The organism is Roseateles asaccharophilus (assembly GCF_031458115.1).
Taxonomy (GTDB): domain Bacteria; phylum Pseudomonadota; class Gammaproteobacteria; order Burkholderiales; family Burkholderiaceae_C; genus Pelomonas; species Pelomonas asaccharophilus_A.
In genome coordinates, this window is the sequence record NZ_JAVDXV010000004.1 from 346859 (window position 1) to 366064 (window position 19206).

Sequence of the window (19206 nt, forward strand, 5' to 3'; positions counted from 1 at the left end):
GACAAGGTGTTATGGCTAGAGTCCCGCGCTTGCACTCGGAGCACTTCATGTCCAAGAAAAATCTGGCGCTGTCCCTGCCCCCTCTCGCCGCCCTCCTTCTCCTCGCCGCCTGCGGCCAGCAGCAGGGCGGCCCAGGCCACGCGGGCGGCCCGCCGCCGGTGTCCGTCGCGCCGGCCACGCAGCGCGAGATCCAGGAATTCGAGGAATTCACCGCGCGGCTGGAGGCTCCTGACACCGTCGAGGTGCGCGCCCAGGTGTCCGGCACCGTGCAGGCGGTGCGCTTCAAGGAAGGCCAGTTCGTCCGCAAGGGCGAGCCGCTGTTCACCATCGACGCCCGCGCCTACCGGGCCGAGGTGGCCCGCGCCGAGGCGCAGATTGCGGCAGCAAAAACGCAGGCCGAACTCGCCAAGACCGACCTGGCGCGCTCCGAGAAGCTGGTCAGCGTCAACGCGGTCAGCCAGCAGGAGATCGACCAGTTGCGCTCGGCGCTGCGCAGCGCCGAAGCCAACCAAAAGGCCGCCGAGGCGACGTTGGTGCAGGCCAGGCTCAACGTCGAGTACGCCAGCGTCGTCGCGCCGGTCAGCGGCCGCACCTCGCGCGCCAATGTGACGCCGGGCAACCTGGTCAACGTGGGCGAGCCGGTGCTGACCACGCTGGTCTCCAACGACAAGGTCTACGCCTACTTCGACGCCAGCGAGGCGGCCTACCTGCGCTACATGCGCGCGGCCAAGCCGGCGAGCGTGTCGGTGTCCATGGGCTTGTCCGACGAGCAGGGCCACCCGCACGCGGGCAAGCTGGACTTCGTCGACAACCGTCTGAACCCGGCCACCGCGTCCATCCGCGCACGCGCGGTGTTCGACAACAAGCAGGGTCAATTCACGCCCGGCCTGTACGCACGGCTGAAGATCGGCGGCGGTGGCAGCTACACCGGCGTCGTCGTGCCGGAGCGCGCGATCACGACCGACCAGACCCGCAAGGTCGTGCTGGTCGTCGGCGCCAACAACATCGTGCAGCCGCGCCCGGTCAAGCCCGGTGCGCTGATCAACGGCATGCGCGTCGTGGAAGGCATCAAGGCCGGCGAGCAGGTCATCGTCGACGGCGTGCTGCGCGCGATGCCCGGCGCGCCGGTCACGCCGCAGGTGCTGAAGGTGGACGCCAACGGCATGCCCGTCCCGGCCGCACAACCCGGCCAGCCCGGTGCCGCGCCCGCCCCGGCGCCTGCTCCCGCTTCGGCCGCCTCGAAGTAATCCCAAGGCGGTAGCCCATGGACATCTCACGCTTCTTCATCGACCGGCCGCGTTTCGCGACCGTGTTGTCGTTGTTCATCTTCCTGATCGGCGCACTGGCCATCCCGCTGCTGCCGATCTCCGAGTACCCCGAGGTCGCGCCGCCGCAGGTGGTCGTGCGCGCCCAATATCCCGGCGCCAACCCCCGGGTGATCTCCGAAACGGTGGCCTCGCCGCTGGAAGAGCAGATCAACGGCCTCGAGAACGTTCTCTACTTCGAGAGCCAGGCCACCGGCGACGGCGGCATGAGCCTGACGGTCACGTTCAAGATCGGCACCAACCCCGAGGCCGCCGAGACGGCGGTGCAGAACCGCATCAACCGCGCGCTGCCGCGGCTGCCCGACATCGTGCGCACCATCGGTGTGACGACCGAGAAGAGCAGCCCCAACCTGACCATGGTGGTCCACCTGGTCAGCCCGGACAACTCGCGTGATGCGCTGTACCTGCGCAACTACGGCTCGCTCAACGTGCGCGACGACCTGCTGCGCGTGCCCGGCATGGGCTCGGTGCAGACCTTCGGCGCCGGCGACTACGCGATGCGCATCTGGCTGGACCCGCAGAAGCTCACCGCTCGCAACCTGACCGCCGCCGATGTCGTGGGCGCCATCCGCGAACAGAACTCGCAGGTCGCCGCCGGCGTCGTGGGCGCCTCGCCTGCCCCAAAGGGCACGGAGTTCGAGCTGGCCATCAACACGCAGGGCCGCCTGACCAGCGAGGAAGAGTTCGCCAACGTCATCGTGCGCGCCGAACCCCGCACCGGCGCCATGGTGCGCCTGCGTGACGTGGGCCGCGTGGAGATCAGCGCCAACACCTACGCGCTGCGCAGCCTGCTGAACAACAAGGAAGCCGCGGCCATCGCCATCTTCCAGGCGCCCGGCTCCAATGCGCTGGCCATCTCGGAGAACGTGCGCGCCACGATGGAGCGCCTGAAGCCCGGCTTCCCGCCGGGTGTCAGCTACGACATCGTCTACGACCCCACGCGCTTCGTGCAGACCTCCATCAACAAGGTCGTCAGCACGCTGTTCGAGGCCGTCGCCCTGGTGGTGCTCGTCGTCATCATCTTCCTGCAGACCTGGCGCGCGTCCATCATCCCGCTGGTCGCCGTGCCGGTGTCCATCGTGGGCACGTTCTCGGTGCTGCTGCTGCTGGGCTTCTCCATCAACACGCTGACGCTGTTCGGCCTCGTGCTGGCCATCGGCATCGTCGTGGACGACGCCATCGTGGTGGTCGAGAACGTCGAGCGCAACATCCAGGACGGGCTGACGCCGCGCGCCGCGACCATCAAGGCGATGCAGGAGGTCTCGGGCCCCATCATCGCGATCGCGCTGGTGCTGTGCGCCGTGTTCATCCCGCTGACGCTGGTGCCGGGCCTTTCGGGCCAGTTCTACAAGCAGTTCGCCGTCACCATCGTGATCTCCACGCTGATCTCGGCCTTCAACTCGCTGACGCTGTCGCCGGCCCTGGCCGCCATCCTGCTGCGCCCGCATGACGCGCCCAAGGACGCGCTGATGCGCGGCATGGACAAGGTCTTCGGCCGCTTCTTCCACTGGTTCAACGTCTTCTTCCACCGCCGCTCGGAGGACTACGGCCGTGGCGTGACCGGCATCCTGAAGCGCAAGTCCGTGGCGCTGATCATCTATGCGCTGCTGCTGGGCGCCACCGCGCTGCTGTTCGCGCGCCTGCCCAGCGGCTTCGTGCCCGCGCCGGACAAGCAGTACCTGATCGGCATCGCGCAGCTGCCCGCGGGCGCCAGCCTGGACCGCACCGAGGAAGTGATCCGCAAGATGAGCGAGATCGCGCTGAAGGTGCCCGGCATCGTCGACTCGGTGGCCTTCCCCGGCCTGTCGGGCGCCGGCTTCTCGGCCGCGCCCAACGAGGGCATCGTGTTCTTCGGTCTGGCCGACTTCGAGAAGCGCACCTCGCGCGACCTCAGCAAGGAAGCCATCCTGGGCCAGGTCAACGGCGCCATCCAACAGATCCAGGGCGCGCGCATGTTCGTCGTGCCGCCGCCGCCGGTGGACGGCCTGGGCATTGCGGGCGGCTTCAAGATCCAGGTGCAGGACCGCAGCAGCCAGGGCGAGCAGGCCCTGTACGGCGCGGTGTGGGGCACGCTGGGCCAGGTCTACGGCAACCCCAAGACCAGCATCGGCACGCCGTACTCGAACTACGACATCAACGTGCCGCAGCTGTTCGCCAACGTGGACCGCACCAAGGCCAAGCAGATGGGCGTGCCGCTGGCCTCCATCTACGACACGCTGCAGATCAACCTGGGCTCGCTGTACGTCAACGACTTCAGCAAGTTCGGCAAGACCTACCAGGTCATCGTGCAGGCCGATGCGCCCTTCCGCGCCAACGCCGACGACATCACCAAGCTCAAGACCCGCAACGAGGCCGGCGAGATGGTGCCGCTGGGCTCGCTGATGAGCGTGGAGCCGACCTTCGGCCCGACGCGCGTCACGCGCTACAACGGCTTCCCGGCCGCCGACATCAACGGCGCGCCCAACCCCGGCTTCTCGTCGGGCCAGGCCGAGGCCGAGATCGAGCAGCTGCTCAAGGGCCTGCCTCGCGGCATGAGCTACGAGTTCACCGACCTGAGCTACCAGGACCGCCTGACCCGCGACGTGGCGGTGCCCGGCACGACCGTCAAAATCCCGACGCTGGCGGCCGTGCTGCTGTTCTCTGTCGTGCTCGTGGTGCTCGTGCTGGCCGCGCAGTACGAGAGCTGGAGCCTGCCGCTGGCCATCATCCTGATCGTACCGATGTGCATCCTGTCGGCGCTGTTCGGCGTGTGGATCTCGCACTTCCCGCCGTTCGCGCAGGCAGGGGACCTGAACATCTTCACGCAGGTGGCGTTGGTGGTGCTCGTGGGCCTGGCCTGCAAGAACGCCATCCTGATCGTCGAGTTCGCCAAGGAGCTGGAGGAGCAGGGCAAGTCGGTCGCCGACGCCGTCATCGAGGCCTGCCGCCTGCGGCTGCGCCCCATCCTGATGACGTCCATCGCCTTCTGCGCCGGCGTCATCCCGCTGATCCTGGGCTCCGGCGCCGGCAGCGAGATGCGCCGCGCGATGGGCATCGCCGTGTTCGCCGGCATGCTGGGCGTGACCTTCTTCGGCATCTTCCTGACGCCGGTGTTCTACGCGCTGCTGCGCAAGGGCACCGAGAAGCGCCGCGCCCGCGCCCGCGCGCTGAAGGAGCAGATCGACGCTTCCGCCCATGCCTTCCATCCGGGCATCGACGATGAACCCACGCACACGAAGGGCCACTGAAATGAAAGCCCGACTCACCCTCCTCGCAGCCGCCGCCGTGCTGGCCGGCTGCGCCGCGCCCGGCCTGTCGCAGGGCCCGGCCAACCTGGCTCCTGAAAAGTTCTCGCAGTTGCCGCCGAGCACCAACGGCGCCGCTCAGATGACCGCCGCCTTCGCCGACAGCGCCCAGCTGCAGCGCGTCGTCGACGACGTGCTGGCCAACAACCGCGACCTGCGCGCGGCCGCCGCACGGCTCAGGCAGGCCGAGGCGCTGGCTGACTCGGCCGGCGCGCAGCGCCTGCCCACCGTCGGCGTGGGCGCCAGTGCAGCCCGCCAGCGGGCTCCGGACGCCAACGGCAACTACAGCACCTTCAACGCCTACGGCGTCAACGCCAATGCGGCCTGGGAAATCGACCTGTGGGGCCGCGCCGCCGCCAATGCGCAGGCGGCCGGCTATGACGCGCAGAGCGCCGCACTGGACCGCGACGCCGCCCAGCTCAGCCTGGCCGGCACCGCGCTGAACCTGCAGACCCAGCTGATCGGCCTGGGCCACCGCCTGAAGCTGGCCAAGGAAACGCTGACCGTGCAGAACCAGCTGCTGGACCTCGTGAAGGCCCGCGTGGGTGCCGGCCGCAATACCGCGCTGGACCAGGCGCGTGCTGAGGCGCTGGTCGCGCAGACCTCCGCCAGCGTGCCCGCGCTGCGCAACGCCGCCTGCCTGACCCGCCTGCAGCTGGACGTGCTGCGTGGCCAGCCACCGGCCGATTGCGACAAGGCCGACAGCGACCCGCTGCCCGCCATGCCCGAGCCGCGCCTCATCAGCCTCGGCACGCTGCCCGACCCGGCCGGCCTGCTGGCCGCACGCCCGGACGTGCGGGCCGCCGCCACGCGCGCGCAAGCCGCCGCGTCGCGGGCGCAGGTCGCCTGGGCCGCGCGCTGGCCCAGCATCGGCCTGACCGGCTCCATCGGCTGGAGCGCCGGCGCTACGTCCGACCTGTTCAAGAGCGCCACGCGGGTCGGCAGCATCGCCGGCGCGCTGAACTGGAACTTCCTGGACTTCGGTGCCCGCGCGGCCGACGAACGCGCCGCCCGCGCCGGCTTCGATGCGGCCGTGGCGGGGGCCGAGCAGGCCCAGCTCGTCGCGCTGCAGGATGCCCAGGGCAGCCTGTCCACGCTGCGCGAGACCGAGCTGCAGGCCCAGGCCCAGGCCACGGCCGCCGACGCCACCGTGCGTGCACGTGACTTGGCCTTCAAGCGCTACGACGCCGGCGTGACCGACTTCTACGCACTGCTGACCACCGAGCAGGAACGCCTGGCCGCGGCGGATGCGCTGATCCAGGTGCAGACCAACCGTGCCGCGGCGCTGCTGGCGGTGCACAAGGCGTTCGCGGCGAAACTGACTGCGACGCCCTGAGCCTTGTCCCGGCTGGCCTGCAACTCAGGCCGGCCGGGCGCGAAGCAGTCCGTTCACGAAGGCCGCACAGGCCTGGCTGGCATCGGGATGCTCACGCCAACGTTCTGCCAGAGCGCGCAGCGCCGCCCGGACTTCGCGCGGCAGCGTGCCATCCAGCGGGTCGTCGGCGACGGCACACAGGTGGTCGGCATACCGGCTGCGCGCGTCCGGGTCACAGTCCATCAGCTCCAGCACAGCGCCGGCCAGCGTCTGGAACTGCGCGGGCGACAGCTCCGCGCTGCCGCGCTGCGGCCAGGCGGCCAGGCACAGGTACTCGATGGGCCCCAGGCTGCGCCGCAGCGCGCCCGACGGCACCGCGCCCCAGGCGGCGCGTGAGCCGCTGGGCAGCCGGCCCTGGCTCAGCGACTGCATGAGGGTCTGCGCGACCGCGGCCCGTGCGGCGTACTCGCCGCGCTGGTTGACCTCGGTCAGCACGCGCAGGAAGGCCGGGTAGAGCTGGTCGCCCAGTCCCACGCAGACGGCTTCCATCAGCGCGACGGCGCCCTCCTGTCGCGGCCCCAGGTCCACGCAGCCGCTGATGAGCGCCTGGGCGGCGTCGGCCCAGCGCGGCTGGGCCAGCAATTCAACCAACGAGGGCCGACAGCACGCGTTCGGCGTGCTGCTGCACGGACAGGCCGCGCTGCTCCGGCGTGACGTCGGCGCGCAGACTGGCGGCGCCGCCTGCACCCAGGCCGTCCAGCCAGGAGGTCGGCTGCGAGCCGGCCGGTGCGCTCAGCGGCCGCGATGCGGTCGCGTACAGCGAGGCGGAGGTCGGTGGCAGCGGAGCGCCGATCATGGCTGGGTAGTTGGAAGGTGAGGAATGGGGTCAGCTTAACGACGACGCCATGCGCTGGCGACTACGGCTGCCCCTAATTCGTCGGCTTGCAGCCCGCGAAGCTGGCGCGGTCGGCGTTCAGCGACTCGATGCGCCAGCCCTGCGGTGTCCAAGCCGCCGTCATCGCACCACCCACGCTGACACGCGCGGCGCCGCGGCGCGACAGCGGCGGCATGTCCAAGCGCGGGCTGTCGGTGGCCTTCAGCAACTGACCGAGGTCGCTGCGGCCGTCGGTGGTCGTCACGGTGGCCAGGCAGGCCGCCGAGTGGCGCAGCAGTGACGCGGGCGCCTTCATCAGGTCCGGCCCCTCGATGAACGAGGGCTGCTGCAGCGCCAGGCGCTGCAGCAGCTCGCCATCGCGGCGGGTCAGCGCGTCGCGCAGCTGGCGCCAGAACAGCAGGAAGGCGCCGTCGCGATCCTCGCGAGCCTCGCAGCCGGGTGCGGCTGGCGCCAGCGTCACCGACGCCGGCAAGGCCAGCCCACCGCATCGCGCCGGCTGCAACGCCAGCGTGAACCCACCCGTGCCGGCCCGACGCAGCGTCGCGCGATAGCGGATGTTGCCGACAACGGCATCGGTCCACTCGAAGCGCCAGCTCCCATCGGCTGCAGCAGCGGCACCCTGCGTCTGCAGATCGCATTCGCGCGTGCCGGACGTGACGCTGACGCCGGCTCGTAGCGGGGCACCGGTCGCGTCGTGGCTGACGCTGGCGGTGAGGCTTTCGCCGGAGCTGCAGACCAGCAGCGTCGGCGGGGGGGTGCCCACCTGCGCGCTCGCGGCGCCCGCAGCCAGCAAGGTCAGCACAACGGCGGTTCTCATGCGCGCCAGCATAGGCTGCGCACGCAACGCCTCTCGTCCATGAAATGGGCGACGCCTGTCGTCACGGCGCGCGGCGCACGCCGATCGCACTGGCGAGAGATCGCACCGATTCCGTCACACCATCCGGCTGCCCTTCGCCATTGGACTGGTTGCCGCCCACCACGCGCACGCGACCGTTGGCCAGCACCTCGTCGACGATGGCCACATGGCCTTGCGCCGGGTTGTTGCCGCGCGGGAACACGATGACGTCACCGGGCCGCACGCTCGCCGCATCGATGGGCACCGCCCGGCCCCAGTTCAGCCAGCTGCGCGCGGCGGCGCTGTCGGTGCCACGCACGCCGGCCTGTTCCATCGTCCAGTTGACGAAGGAAGAGCACCAGGAGGTCTCGTCATCGTTGGCGCGCAGCGTCGTGGTCTGGTGGTACTCGACGACACGGGCGTTGTCGCGCGCACCGCGGACCTCGTTCGTGCCCAGTTCACCACGCGCGATCTGCAGCCAGCGCGGCGCGCCGCCGGCCGCCGGCGCCGCTGCAGCGGGAGCGGCAGCCAGCAGGCCTTGCGCGTTCAACGCCGATTCGACCGCCGTCGTGCGGCGCTGCTGGTCGGCCCGGATGACGGCTTGAACCTGCGCCTCGGTGGGCTCCCGGCCCAGCTGGTTGCGCGCGATGTTGACGAAGCCGCTGCCGGCCTGGCCGCCATTGGCGAGGCGGAAGCGCTCGCCCGTGCTGGCGTCGACGAAGCTGTTCACGCGCAGGTCGGTGATGCTGCCGGCCGTGATGGGCTGGCCGGCCAAGGTGCCCATCTGGTTCAGGAAGCGCGCCGCGGCGGTGGGCGACTGGTTGTAGAGGTCCAGGTAGGCCGACGCCAGGCGCGGATCATTGGCGTTGAGCCCGGCCGCGCGCGCGGCCGCCTCATAGGCGGGCAGGCGCCCCTGCAGCGTCTGCAGCTGGCGGCGGTCGGCATCGGCGGGGCTGCTCGCGGCATGCTGGTAGGAGAACGAGCCCCGGTTGTGCACCGCGTTGCCGGGGTCGGTGTGGCCGCCAAAGGCGCGCGTGAAGCCGCCGTCCGGGCGGCGCGTGCCCTCGGCGCTGCCGATGACGATGGCGGCCAGCGCGTCGGAGCCCAGCGCTGGGTCGGTGAAGCGGCGAAGATCCAGCGGCGCGCCACGCTGCTGGTCTGCCAGCAGCTCGCTGGCGGTGCCGCGCAGCAGGTGGCCGTCGGGCACGGCCACGTCGTGGGTGTGCGTGCGCGAGGTCATGACGATGTTGCCGATGGCCACCGCCGTGTTGTAGGTGGCCTTCTGGTAGGCGGGGTTCATCACGTACAGCGGCAGCAGCGTGTCCACCAGCGCCTTCAGCGCCTGGCCGGTGCTGCGCACTTCGTCCGCCTGCCGCGGCGGCAGGCGCAGGGTGTCGCCCGGGTGGATGCGGTCCGGGTCACGCAGTTGCGGGTTGGCGGCGATCAGCGCCTGCAGGCCCACGCCGTGCTGCTGCGCGATCGCGTGCAGCGTGTCGCCCGGCTTCACCGTGTGGCGGCCCGCCTCGGGCAGCGCCAGCCGCGTGCCGGGGTAGATCACATCGGGGTTGCGCAGCTGCGGGTTGGCGGCGATCAGGGCTTGCAGCGGCACGCCTTGCTCGGCGGCAATGCGCTGCAGCGTGTCGCCCGGCTGTACGACGACGCCGGGGCCGTCGCCCGGTGGTGCATCGTGCGTGGTGCTGCGGGCCGTGTCGGCGCGGTTCAACGAGATCATGGCAACCCCTGTGCGGTAGTGGCCTCCATTTCAGGCCAGCCGCGCCGGCGCGGCAATTGCGGGTGCCGCTGTTTCAGAACGTGTCGCCGCTAGGGTCGGCCGCAAGGGTCAGTGAACGGCACGCACCGTGGCGTTCGCAGACCCTAACCAAACAGATGCCGCAACGCATCGCGCACGATGCCCGGCCGCGCCAGCAGCTCGTCGTTCATCAGCGTGACGAGGCTGCCCAGCTGCAGCAGCAGCACCAGATGCCCCACGACGGCCTTCAGCGACATGGACAGGCTGAACACGTTGAGCTGCTGCGCATAGCGGTTGATCAGGCCCAGCACGCCGTCCACGAGGTACAGCAGCACCAGCGACGGCGCCGCCACCATCAGCGCCAGCCGCAGCATGCGGCCGAACTCCGCCTCGAATGCGAGCATGCCGCGCGGCAGCAATTGCCAATCACCGTGCAGCGGCCACAGCGCGTAGCTGTCCAGCAGCAGTGCCGCGAACAGCATGAAGCCGCCGGAGGCCATGAACACCCAGCTCGCCAGCCGCGCGAGGAAGGCGCCGGTCAGCGAGGTCTGGTGGCCGGACAGCGGGTCCAGCACCTGGGCCTGCGACGACCCCACCTTGGTGTCGATGAGCTGGCCCGCCATCTCGAACGACCACATCAGCCCCGCGTACAGGAAGCCGAGCGCCGCGCCCAGCATGGCCTCGCGACCGAACAGCTGTGCCCATTGCAACGCGCTCAGCTGCATGGGCTTGATGTCCTGCACCAGCAGGCCCAGCAGCGCCAGCGCGATGAACAGCGCGTTGCGTATCAGCGCCGGGATCAGGTCCTGCGTGAACAGCGGGATCAGCAGGAAGGCCACCGCCACGCGCATCGTGGACAGGCCCAGCAGCAGCGCCGCATCTGCGGGCGAGCTGACCCAGATCTCGTACATCAATGCTTGATCTTGACCAGGCCGGGGAACTCGCTGAACACCTTGTCCCCCAGCCGGTACAGGCTGCCGCCCAGAAGCGAGGCCGTGATGAAGATGGTGATGACGATGGCGAAGAACTTGGCCACGTACTGCACCGTCTGCTCCTGCAGCTGCGTGGCCGCCTGCACGAAGGCGATCAGCAGCCCCACGACGGCCGCCACGATGATGGGCGGCGCGGACAGCAACAGCACCAGCCACAGGGCCTGCTGCGTGAGTTGGATGACTTCGCTGTTCATGTCAGGTCTGGTAGGTGAGCACGAGGCCGTGGGTCAGCTTCACCCAACCGTCGATCAGCACGAACAGCAGCAGCTTGAACGGCAGCGACACGGTGGTGGGCGACAGCATCTGCATGCCCATGGCCATCAGGATGTTGGAGATGACCAGGTCGATGACGAGGAAGGGCAGGAAGATCAGGAAGCCGATCTCGAACGCCACCGTCAGTTCACTCACCGTGAACGCCGGCACGATGACGAGGAAGTCGCGCTCGGTGAGCGCCTTGGCCTGTTCCTCGGACAAGCTGCGCTGCGCGGTCTTCAGGAAGAAGGCGCGCTCCAGGGGGCGGCTGTGCTTGATGAGGAACTCGCGCAGCGGTTCCTTGGCCAGGTCCGCCGCGGCCAGCAGGTCGCTGGTGGACGACTTGGCCGCGACCGTGGGCATGGCGGTCAACCGCTCCTGCATCTGCACGCCCACCGGGTACATCACATAGATGCTGAGGATGAGCGCGAGGCCGTTCATGACCACGTTGGGCGGCACCTGCTGCAGGCCCATCGCGTTGCGCAGCAGGCTGAGCACGACCACCAGCTTGGTGAAGGACGTGACCATGACCGCCACAAACGGCGCCAGCGCGAGCAGGACGACGGTGATGAGGGCCGAGGCCGGCGTGAAGCTGCTGAGGTCCATGGCCTAGATCCGGCAGTTGGGCGCGCCCGAGGGACTGGCGAGGCGGCCTGCGGGCAAGGCGCGACGACGAAGCGGGCTGGTGCCCGCGAGGAGGAGCAACGCTGCCGGCGGGCCGAAGCGCCAGGCCAGCGGGCAGGCAGCGGTATTCACCGGCGCGCCGAACATTGCAAAACGACCAAGGGAATCAGGCATCGAGACTTTGGAGAAGTAGCGAGCGGTCAACTGCCGGATCTGGGCCTAGATCGTGTCGATACGAAAGGCATGACCACTGCCCCAGGGCAGCAGCCGGCCACGGGCGCGCACGGCATCGGGCCGCGCCGCCTCGATGAGCTGGCAGGGCGCGGGCGGCAACGGAGCCGGCCCTTGCCAGCCCATGACGAGGGCGGCCGGCAGTGGCTGCTCCCAGCGCGACACCAGTTGCCAGGTCAAGCCCTCGGGTGCCTCGCCACGCGCGCGCATCCGGCCGCACACCGGCGCCTCCAGCAGCAGCAGGCCGCCGGACTCCAGCGCGGCGACCTCGTCGTCGTCCAGCTGCCACTGCGCCAGCAGATGCTCGGCGGGCGTGGCCTGCCACAGCAGGCCCGGCACGTCGGGCGCCTCCGCCAGCGCACGCAGCGCCGCCCACGGCAGCGTCAGCCGCGCCTGCGCCTCGGTGCCGCGCCACAGGGCCTGAGCCTGCGCCCCAGACAACCCACCGCCCTGCGCCACCCACTGCCAGCGCGCATCGGGCGCCAGGCCGGCGGCCGCCAGCCCGTCCAGCAGCTCGCCGGCCAGGTCCAGCACCACGGCCGCCTCGGCCGCGCAGGGCGGCAGCTCACGCGGCGCAAAGTCGTCGGCACTGATGCTCAAGGACGCCGCCCCCGACAGGAAATGCCAGCCCAGCGCCTGGCTGGCGGCTTGCGGCAGCGAACTCATGCGCGACGGCTGACCATCATGCGGGTCAGCTCCGTGATCGAACGGCACTTCATCTTGCGCATGCCGCGCGAGCGGTACAGCTCGACGCTCTTCAGCGACAGCTTGATCTCGTCCGCGATGTTCTTGTTCATCATGCCCTTGACCACCAGCGCCAGCACCTGGCGCTCGCGCGGCGACAGCGTCTGAGCGCGGCGCTCGAACTCCTCGCGCGAGCCTTCCACGTCGGTGTCGATGGCGGTGTCCACATCGGCCGGCGCGAACGCGCGATCCAGCGCGGCCGACAGCGCCGTGTCGTCCAGCGGCTTCTCCAGCAGCGACACGGCACCGCGCTTTTGCATCGCGGCGACGGCCAGCGGCACGTCGGCGTGGCCGCTCATGTAGATGACGGGCAGGTGGATGCCGCGCTCGCGCAGCGCGTCGTGCAGGTCCAGCCCCGACAGCTCGGGCATGCGCACGTCCAGCATCAGGCAGGTGGACTCGGGCCAGGTCGTGCCCACAGCCACGCGGGCCAGCGACTGCAGCGCATCGCGCGGGTCGCCCCAGTCGCGCACCTGGCAGCCGAAGCCTTCCAGCCAGAAGCGCAGCGAGTCGCGGAACTCGTTGTTGTCGTCCACCACGTAGATCTGTCGGGGTGTCATGCGGTGTTCTCCAGAACAGGTTGATTCGTCGCGGCCGCCAGCACGGGCAGCGCGAAGTGGAAGCAGCAGCCGCCGGCCTCACGCCGCGTGAACCAGAGGCGGCCCTGGTGCATCTCCATCAGCGAGCGGCAGATCGACAGCCCCAGTCCCATGCCGTTGGGCTTGGTGGAGCTGAAGGGCAGGAACAGGCGGGCCTCGGTCTGCGGCGTGATGCCGGGTCCGTTGTCGCCCACGCGCAGCTCGGCGCGGCCGCCGGCCACCTGCAGCGAGATATCGATCAGCGGGTCGTCCGGCCGGTCCAGCCGCAACGCATCCAGCGCGTTGCGCAGCAGGTTGATCAGCACCTGCTGCAGCATCACCGCGTCGCCCTGCACCGGCACGCCGTCACGCGGCAGGTCCAGCTCCAGCCTCACGGCCTCGCGCTGCAGATCCCAGTCCAGCAGCGCCAGGCTCTGGTGCACCAGCGCCACCAGGTCCAGCGATTCGACCTTGGGCTGGCGCGACTGCGTGTACTCACGCACCCGGCCAATGATCTGGCTCGCATAGCTGACCTGCGCCACGGCCTTGTCCAGCGCGGCCAGTTCGTCGACGTCGTCGGGATGGCGGCGCGCCAGCCGCAGCTTCAGGCCGCGCAGCAGGTTGGCCGTCGCGCCTATGGGCTGGTTCAGCTCGTGCGCCAGCACGCTGCCCATCTCGCTGACGGTCAACGAGCGCGACGTGAACAGCAAGCCCTCGCGATCATCCAGCTGGCGCTGCAGGTGGTGCAGCCGCGCGCGCTCATCCTGCAGGCGCAGCAGCACATGGCGCGCATCCAGCGCGACACGCTGCGCCACGTACTCGCCGCTGACGCCGCAGCGGCAGCGCTGGCCCAGCGGCGCGGCCAGCGCGCTGGCGAGGCCATGCAAGGGCTCGGCCCAGTCCGCCGCCAGGCCGCCAGGCTCGCCCGGCAGCAGCGCTTCCATCGGCGCGTTGAGCGCAACAAGGAAGTCGCCATCCAGGATGGCCAGCGCCTCGTCCAGGTCACCCAGCGCATGCAGCAGGTCGGCATCCATGCGGTTCATGCAACGTCCTCCTTCGGCCACAGCGGCTGGCTGCACAACAGCCAGGTCAGCGACGGCCGCGCCCCCAGCAGCGTGCGCAGCGCCGGGCTGGCCGGGGCCTGCACCAGCACCTCGGCCCATTGCGCAATGCCGGGTGCGATGCCATCCAACCGCAGCTCGCAACTGACCTGGCCGGGTGCCAGGCGCAAGCCGGCATCCAACTCACGCAGCGTGCGCGGCCGCCCTTGCGCCGCCAGGCCCACGCGAACGGCCCACCAGCGCTCGCCGGTGACAGGCCGTGCCGTGCGCCAGCGCGCGGGCCAGCGGCGCCAGCACCAGCTGGCCGCATCGCGGCCCGGCTGCAGGCTGGCCAGGCCGGCCGGGCTGGCCAGCAGCACCGGCAGGCCCACGCGCCAGGACTGCAGCGCGGCGCGCATGCGCAAGGCTGAATCCGGCGCCACGGCGGCTTCGCGCAGTCGGTCCATCAGCGCCACGGCCCAGGCCGGCATGGCGTCAGCGGCCGGCTCGGGCACCTCGTCCGGAAGCTCGGAGTCGGTGGCGACCTCGTCATCGTCACCGGCCATGTCGAACAGGTGGCGCCAGGCCGAACCGTCCTGCACGCGCCAGCGCAACTCGGGCCCTTGCTGCAGGCTCAGCGGCGTCAGCAGCACCGGGGCCATCGGTAGCACTGCAGCATGGGCTTCGGCTGGCGCGGCCAGCGGTCCCAGGGCCTGGGGTGCGACGGCAGCGGCCGGCGCCGGTGCGGCCGCTGCGGGCTGCTCCGGCGCATGCGCTTCGCCGGCGGGCGCAGCTTCGGTCTCGTTGGCGGCCTGCTGCAGCCAGGCCTGCCAGGTCTCGGCCGGGTTCAGCGCCTGGATGGATGTGATGCTGGTCATGAGGGCACCTCATCCACACGCTGGCGTCGCACACGCGGGCTGTCGTGCAGGCGGACGCCGAGCACATCGTGGCCGGCCTCGCGCAATCGCTTGTCCAGCTCGGCCAGCTGGCGGCGCGCCTGCGGCTGCAGCGCGGCCGGCACGCTGAGGTCCAGCCGCAACGGCGCCTGGGGTTGCAGCTGCTCCACGCGTAGCTGCCAGCCGGGCTGAGCCGCCGACAGCTCGACCTGCCAGACGCGCGACGGCGGCAGCGGTTGCTGCGACAGCAGCGCCTCGATGCGCTGCACCGTGACCGTGGGCCCCTGCGGCGTCGGCGCGAGTGACGGCTCGGGCGGCAGTTGAGGAACCCGGGGCAGCAGTGATGGCTGCGGCACGGCCGGCGACTGGGGCTCCGGGGCCTCCGCGCGCGACACCGCCGACACTGCAGGCCGCGCGTCGGGCTGCGATGGCCTGGCTTGCACGAACTGCGGCAGAACGGGCCAGGGGCTCTGCTGCAGCTCGGGCTGCAACATCACTTCCGAGGTGTCCGGCCACTGGCGCGGTTGCGGGGCTTGGTCTGGCACACGTGCATCGCACGACACCGCAGCCAGCGGCGCCGGCTCCTGTGCCTGCACACGCAGATAGGCGCCACGCCAGTCCAGCTCCCCGGACTCGAGCGGCGCGACGTCGGTCCCTGCGCTGGCCTGTGATGAGAAGAGATTCAGTGCGATCACGATGTCGTCAATGCAAGGGGCGGCAGGCGTCTTCCGCCTCCAGTTCGGCTTGCTGCTCGCGGGTCAGCAGCAGCACGCGGCGCTGGTCCTTCAGCGTCGCGTCGACCGCCGACTCGCGGGCCTGGGCACGTGCCAGCTCGGCGCGGCGCTGCGCGACCAGCGCGCGCGCCTGCTCCAGCGTCTCCTGCTCGTCCAGCAGCGCGTACTCGTCGCGCTCCAGGCGTTCGGCCACGGCGTCGCGATGGACCTGCAGTTGCCGGCCCCAGCGCGGCATGTCCACGCTGCCTTCGCCACCCCAGTGCAGCGCCAGCGCGGACAAGCGCATCCGGCCCTGCGCGATGCGCTCCTCACGCTCGGCCACCACCGCCAGCGCCTGGCATTCCTGATCCTGGGCCGCCGCCAGCGCCGTGCGGGCGCGCAGCACGCGCAGCTGGCGCAGGCGCAGCCACTGGCGACCGTCTTCTCTCGAGAGGCTCACGACACGATCTCCCGCAGGTGCTGCAGGCAGCCGTCCCAGTCGCTGATCTCGTGCGAGCCCTGCTGCAGCAAGGCCTTGATCTGCGGCAGCCGCTCGATGGCCTGATCGGCCAGCGGGTCGCTGCCGGCCTGGTACTCGCCCACGCGCAGCAGGAACTCCACCTCCTTGTGCCTCGCCATCAACGCGCGCAGATGGGCCGCATCTCGCTGCTGCTCTGGCGTGGTGACGCGCGTGAACACGCGGCTGGCGCTGGCCAGCACGTCGATGGCGGGGTAGTGCTGGGCCTGGGCCAGCGCGCGCGACAGCACCAGGTGGCCGTCCAGGATGGAGCGCACCTCCTCGGCGACCGGATCGCTGCCCTCCTCGTCCTCGGCCAGCACCGTGTAGAACGCGGTGATGGAGCCGTGCGCGTCGTTGCCGGCGCGCTCGAACAGCCGCGGCAGTTCGGCAAAGACAGACGGCGGATAGCCGCGCCGCACGGCGGGTTCGTGCGCCGCCAGGCCCAGCTCGCGCAGGCCGCGCGCGAAGCGGGTCACCGAATCCATCATCAGCACCACGCGCGCACCCTGCGCACGGAAACCCTCGGCAATGGCCGTGGCCGCATGCGCCGCGCGCACGCGCTCCAGCGCCGGCCGGTCGGAGGTGGACACCACCACCACCGAGCGCGCCAGGCCATCGGCGCCCAGGCTGTCCTCCAGGAACTCGCGCACCTCGCGGCCACGCTCGCCGATGAGGCCGATGACATTGACCTCGGCGCGCGTGCTGCGCGCCAGCATGCCCAGCAGCGTGGACTTGCCACCGCCGGCCATCGCGAAGATGCCCAGGCGCTGGCCCTCGCCCACGGTCAGCAGCGCGTCGATGGCGCGCACGCCGCACACCAGCGGCTCGTGCACCGGGCGGCGCTGCAGCGGCGACGGCGCATCGCGGTACAGCGGCACGCGCGGCAAGTCATCCAGCGTCGGGCCGCCATCCAGCGGCTGACCGAAGGCATCAATGACGCGGCCCAGCAGGCCCTTGCCGCTGGGCAACTGCGCCACCTCCTGAAGCACCTCCACCGCCGCCCCCACGGGCAGGCCTTGCAGCGATCCCAGCGGTGCCAGCACCGCCTCATGGCCCTGGAAGCCGATGACCTCGGCCAGCAGGCCCGGCTCGTGCGGATGCAGCGCGTCGAACACGCGGCAGCTCTGGCCCACGCGCGCCTGCACACCCGTGGCGCGCATCAGCGTGCCGCCGGCCTGCACGACGCGGCCCAGCGTAGCGACGGTGCGCACGCGCTGCAGGTTGCGGCGCAGGCCGTCGGTGGCGATGGCGCTCAGGGCGGGGCTCACGGCTGCGATGTCCAGTGACGAGCCAGGCGCTGCACCTGGGTAGCGAGGCCTGCGTCGGCGGTGCCGAACTCGGTGGTCAGGCGGCAATCACCATCAGCCAGCTCGGTGTCGGCCAGGATCTCGGCGCCGGCCAGACCTGCCTGGTCGCCCGGATCCACCGCCTGCAGCGCGGCGCGCAGGCTGCCCAGCTGCGACGGATGCACGTGCAGGCGCCAGGTGCGCGCCGGCAGCAGTTCGCGCGCGGCCTGCAAGGCCAGGCGGGCCAGGCGTTCGTCGGCCGGCAACTGGCCGAGCAGCTTCTGGAACACATCCAGCGCCAGCGCCGCCACATCGTGCTGCAGGCGTTGGCGCAGGTGCTCGTGCGCGCGCGCCAGCCGTGCGATCTCGTCGTCGACCTCAGCACGCGACTGCGCCTGGGCGTCGGCCAGGCCTTGCGCCAGCCCCTCGGCACGGGCTTCATCGCATGCCGCGCTCACGCGTCGCTGCTCGTCGGCCGCCAGGTGGTGCAGTTCGTCCAGCAGCTCCTGCGCGCGCAGCAGCGCCGGCACCTCGGCCGCACGCAGCACGCGGCGGTCGGATGCAATGCCCACGCGGGACTGCGCATCGCGCTGCCACAGCATGAAGCTCCTCATGCGGCCACCCGCTGCTGCAAGGCCAGCGTCTCGCCCAGCACGGCCAGTGCCGTTGCCTGCGGCATGACCCAGGCGGCCATCGGTCCCAGCCGGCGGCTGGCCGCATGCCGCAGTGCGCCATGCGGCACGCCGGCCAGCAACACGGCGCAGCCGGCCTCGGAGAACTGCTGGGCCAGCTCCTCGGGCGTGCCGACCTGGGGCCAGTCGGCCAGCGGGGCGGGCAGGCCAGCCGGCAACGGCGGCCAGTCCGGCGTGCTGCGCAACGCGCGCCACCAGGTGGGGCCCAGCGCCGAGCGCGCCAGCTCACGCAGCGGCCCGGCGATCCACAGGCGCAGCGCCGGCGCGGCCAGCACGGAGCCGCAGCGCAGCGCCAGCGCCTGCAGCTCCGCTCGCTCCAATGCCAGCCACGCGGGCGCGGCATCCAGCTGCGACCAGCTCAAGGTGCGCGCCTCCGCAGGCGCGTCGTCCAGCAGGTGGCGCGCGATGCGCGCGCGCAGGCGGCGCTCAGTCATGGGTGGCTCCCTGCAGCGCCGGCTGATCCTGCTCGCCCGCGCGGCGGCGGCGCCATGCGAGCCAGCCGGCCGCACCGAGGCTGACGCCGCCCAGCGTGATGGCCATCGCCAGCGCGGGTTCGGGCCGGTTGTCGGGCGTGGGCGGCAGCGCCGGGCCGGGCTCCGCCGCGAAGGCCACCACCGACACGCTCTCGTAGGGCAGGCCCTCCACGCTGTTGACCACCAGCGCGCGCACCTTGGGCAGCAGCGCCTCGACATTGAAGCCGGGACGGTGCTTGATCATCACGGAGGCCGACGAGGGCTGGACCTTGTCGGACAGCGGATGGCGCTCGGGCACCACCAGCGTGACGCGCGCCTGCAGCACGCCATCGATGCTGGTCAGCGTGTGCGACAGCTCCTGCGACAGCGCATGCATCAGCCGCGCGCGCTCCTCCACCGGCGTGGACACGAAGCCCTCGCGCTTGAACACCTTGCCCAGGCTGTCGAAATCCTCGCGCGGCAGGCCTTGCGCCTTCAGGATCTGCACTGCACGGGCGAAGTCGGCCTCGGCGGTCAGCACCTCGAAGCCGTCCTCCTTGGCACGCTTGTTGGCCTGCACGCCGGCCAGGCGCAGCGTGGAGACCATGTCGTTGGCCTGGCGCTCGTCGAGCTTGGCGTAGAGCGTCTGGTCGCCGCAGGCGGCGAGCTGACTGGCCAGGGCAAGCACGGCCAGGCTGCGCGACACCTTCCTTGGAAGATGCAACCACAGAGGCACAGAGACACAGAGAAGGGCATTGCTTCTCTGTGCTCGCCTCTGTGTC

The 19206-nt window shown here is 71.0% G+C and carries 20 protein-coding genes; 3 read left to right on the plus strand and 17 right to left on the minus strand.

Annotated elements, in window-relative coordinates:
- The first annotated feature begins 47 nt into the window (after positions 1-47).
- The 3 genes from J2X21_RS12555 to J2X21_RS12565 are packed head-to-tail and all read left to right on the plus strand — an operon-like array spanning position 48 to position 5945.
- Entirely contained in the window at positions 48-1247 is a 1200-nt protein-coding gene (locus J2X21_RS12555; protein WP_310328895.1) for an efflux RND transporter periplasmic adaptor subunit, read from the plus strand.
- A gap of 17 nt (positions 1248-1264) precedes the next feature.
- Positions 1265-4552, plus strand: coding sequence for an efflux RND transporter permease subunit (locus tag J2X21_RS12560; protein ID WP_310328897.1), 3288 nt, complete (start codon positions 1265-1267; stop codon positions 4550-4552).
- Between the two features lies 1 nt (position 4553).
- Positions 4554-5945 carry an efflux transporter outer membrane subunit gene (locus J2X21_RS12565; protein WP_310328900.1) on the plus strand — a complete coding sequence of 464 codons (1392 nt, stop codon included), beginning with the start codon at positions 4554-4556 and terminating at the stop codon, positions 5943-5945.
- A 24-nt stretch (positions 5946-5969) separates the two neighbouring features.
- Here the strand turns inward: J2X21_RS12565 and J2X21_RS12570 are convergent, their stop codons facing one another.
- The 17 genes from J2X21_RS12570 to sctJ form a co-directional block, all read right to left on the minus strand.
- On the minus strand, positions 5970-6575 hold the full coding sequence (locus J2X21_RS12570) for a hypothetical protein (RefSeq protein WP_310328901.1): 606 nt from the start codon (positions 6573-6575) through the stop codon (positions 5970-5972).
- On the minus strand, positions 6568-6780 hold the full coding sequence (locus tag J2X21_RS12575; protein WP_310328903.1) for a hypothetical protein: 213 nt from the start codon (positions 6778-6780) through the stop codon (positions 6568-6570). The genes J2X21_RS12570 and J2X21_RS12575 overlap by 8 nt, the downstream gene beginning before the upstream one ends.
- Before the next feature lie 73 nt (positions 6781-6853).
- Positions 6854-7636 carry a hypothetical protein gene (locus tag J2X21_RS12580; protein ID WP_310328905.1) on the minus strand — a complete coding sequence of 261 codons (783 nt, stop codon included), beginning with the start codon at positions 7634-7636 and terminating at the stop codon, positions 6854-6856.
- A 61-nt stretch (positions 7637-7697) separates the two neighbouring features.
- Positions 7698-9386, minus strand: coding sequence for a TIGR02594 family protein (locus tag J2X21_RS12585; protein WP_310328907.1), 1689 nt, complete (start codon positions 9384-9386; stop codon positions 7698-7700).
- A 143-nt stretch (positions 9387-9529) separates the two neighbouring features.
- The gene (sctT, locus tag J2X21_RS12590; protein WP_310328908.1) at positions 9530-10315 is read right to left on the minus strand and encodes a type III secretion system export apparatus subunit SctT; all 786 of its coding nucleotides are present in this window, start codon (positions 10313-10315) and stop codon (positions 9530-9532) included.
- On the minus strand, positions 10315-10590 hold the full coding sequence (sctS, locus tag J2X21_RS12595; RefSeq protein WP_310328909.1) for a type III secretion system export apparatus subunit SctS: 276 nt from the start codon (positions 10588-10590) through the stop codon (positions 10315-10317). Before sctS ends, sctT begins: the two co-directional genes overlap by 1 nt.
- A gap of 1 nt (position 10591) precedes the next feature.
- Entirely contained in the window at positions 10592-11254 is a 663-nt protein-coding gene (gene sctR / locus J2X21_RS12600) for a type III secretion system export apparatus subunit SctR (protein ID WP_310328911.1), read from the minus strand.
- 237 nt (positions 11255-11491) lie between these two features.
- Entirely contained in the window at positions 11492-12169 is a 678-nt protein-coding gene (locus J2X21_RS12605; RefSeq protein WP_310328913.1) for a hypothetical protein, read from the minus strand.
- Complete coding sequence (locus J2X21_RS12610) at positions 12166-12807, minus strand: response regulator transcription factor (protein WP_310328914.1); 642 nt, start codon at positions 12805-12807, stop codon at positions 12166-12168. The genes J2X21_RS12605 and J2X21_RS12610 overlap by 4 nt, the downstream gene beginning before the upstream one ends.
- Positions 12804-13868 (minus strand): sensor histidine kinase, encoded by a 1065-nt coding sequence (locus J2X21_RS12615; RefSeq protein WP_310328916.1) that lies wholly within the window; start codon positions 13866-13868, stop codon positions 12804-12806. The genes J2X21_RS12610 and J2X21_RS12615 overlap by 4 nt, the downstream gene beginning before the upstream one ends.
- The gene (locus tag J2X21_RS12620; protein WP_310328919.1) at positions 13865-14743 is read right to left on the minus strand and encodes a hypothetical protein; all 879 of its coding nucleotides are present in this window, start codon (positions 14741-14743) and stop codon (positions 13865-13867) included. Before J2X21_RS12620 ends, J2X21_RS12615 begins: the two co-directional genes overlap by 4 nt.
- Positions 14740-15456, minus strand: coding sequence for a hypothetical protein (locus tag J2X21_RS12625; protein WP_310328921.1), 717 nt, complete (start codon positions 15454-15456; stop codon positions 14740-14742). The genes J2X21_RS12620 and J2X21_RS12625 overlap by 4 nt, the downstream gene beginning before the upstream one ends.
- A gap of 7 nt (positions 15457-15463) precedes the next feature.
- Positions 15464-15934, minus strand: coding sequence for a hypothetical protein (locus J2X21_RS12630; RefSeq protein ID WP_310328923.1), 471 nt, complete (start codon positions 15932-15934; stop codon positions 15464-15466).
- Positions 15931-17262 carry a FliI/YscN family ATPase gene (locus J2X21_RS12635; RefSeq protein WP_310328925.1) on the minus strand — a complete coding sequence of 444 codons (1332 nt, stop codon included), beginning with the start codon at positions 17260-17262 and terminating at the stop codon, positions 15931-15933. Before J2X21_RS12635 ends, J2X21_RS12630 begins: the two co-directional genes overlap by 4 nt.
- Positions 17259-17894 (minus strand): FliH/SctL family protein, encoded by a 636-nt coding sequence (locus J2X21_RS12640; protein WP_310328928.1) that lies wholly within the window; start codon positions 17892-17894, stop codon positions 17259-17261. The genes J2X21_RS12635 and J2X21_RS12640 overlap by 4 nt, the downstream gene beginning before the upstream one ends.
- The gene (locus J2X21_RS12645; protein WP_310328931.1) at positions 17891-18406 is read right to left on the minus strand and encodes a hypothetical protein; all 516 of its coding nucleotides are present in this window, start codon (positions 18404-18406) and stop codon (positions 17891-17893) included. The genes J2X21_RS12640 and J2X21_RS12645 overlap by 4 nt, the downstream gene beginning before the upstream one ends.
- A complete protein-coding gene (gene sctJ / locus J2X21_RS12650; RefSeq protein WP_310328932.1) occupies positions 18399-19112 on the minus strand; it encodes a type III secretion system inner membrane ring lipoprotein SctJ in 714 nt (237 codons plus the stop codon). The genes J2X21_RS12645 and sctJ overlap by 8 nt, the downstream gene beginning before the upstream one ends.
- Between the last annotated feature and the right edge of the window lie 94 nt (positions 19113-19206).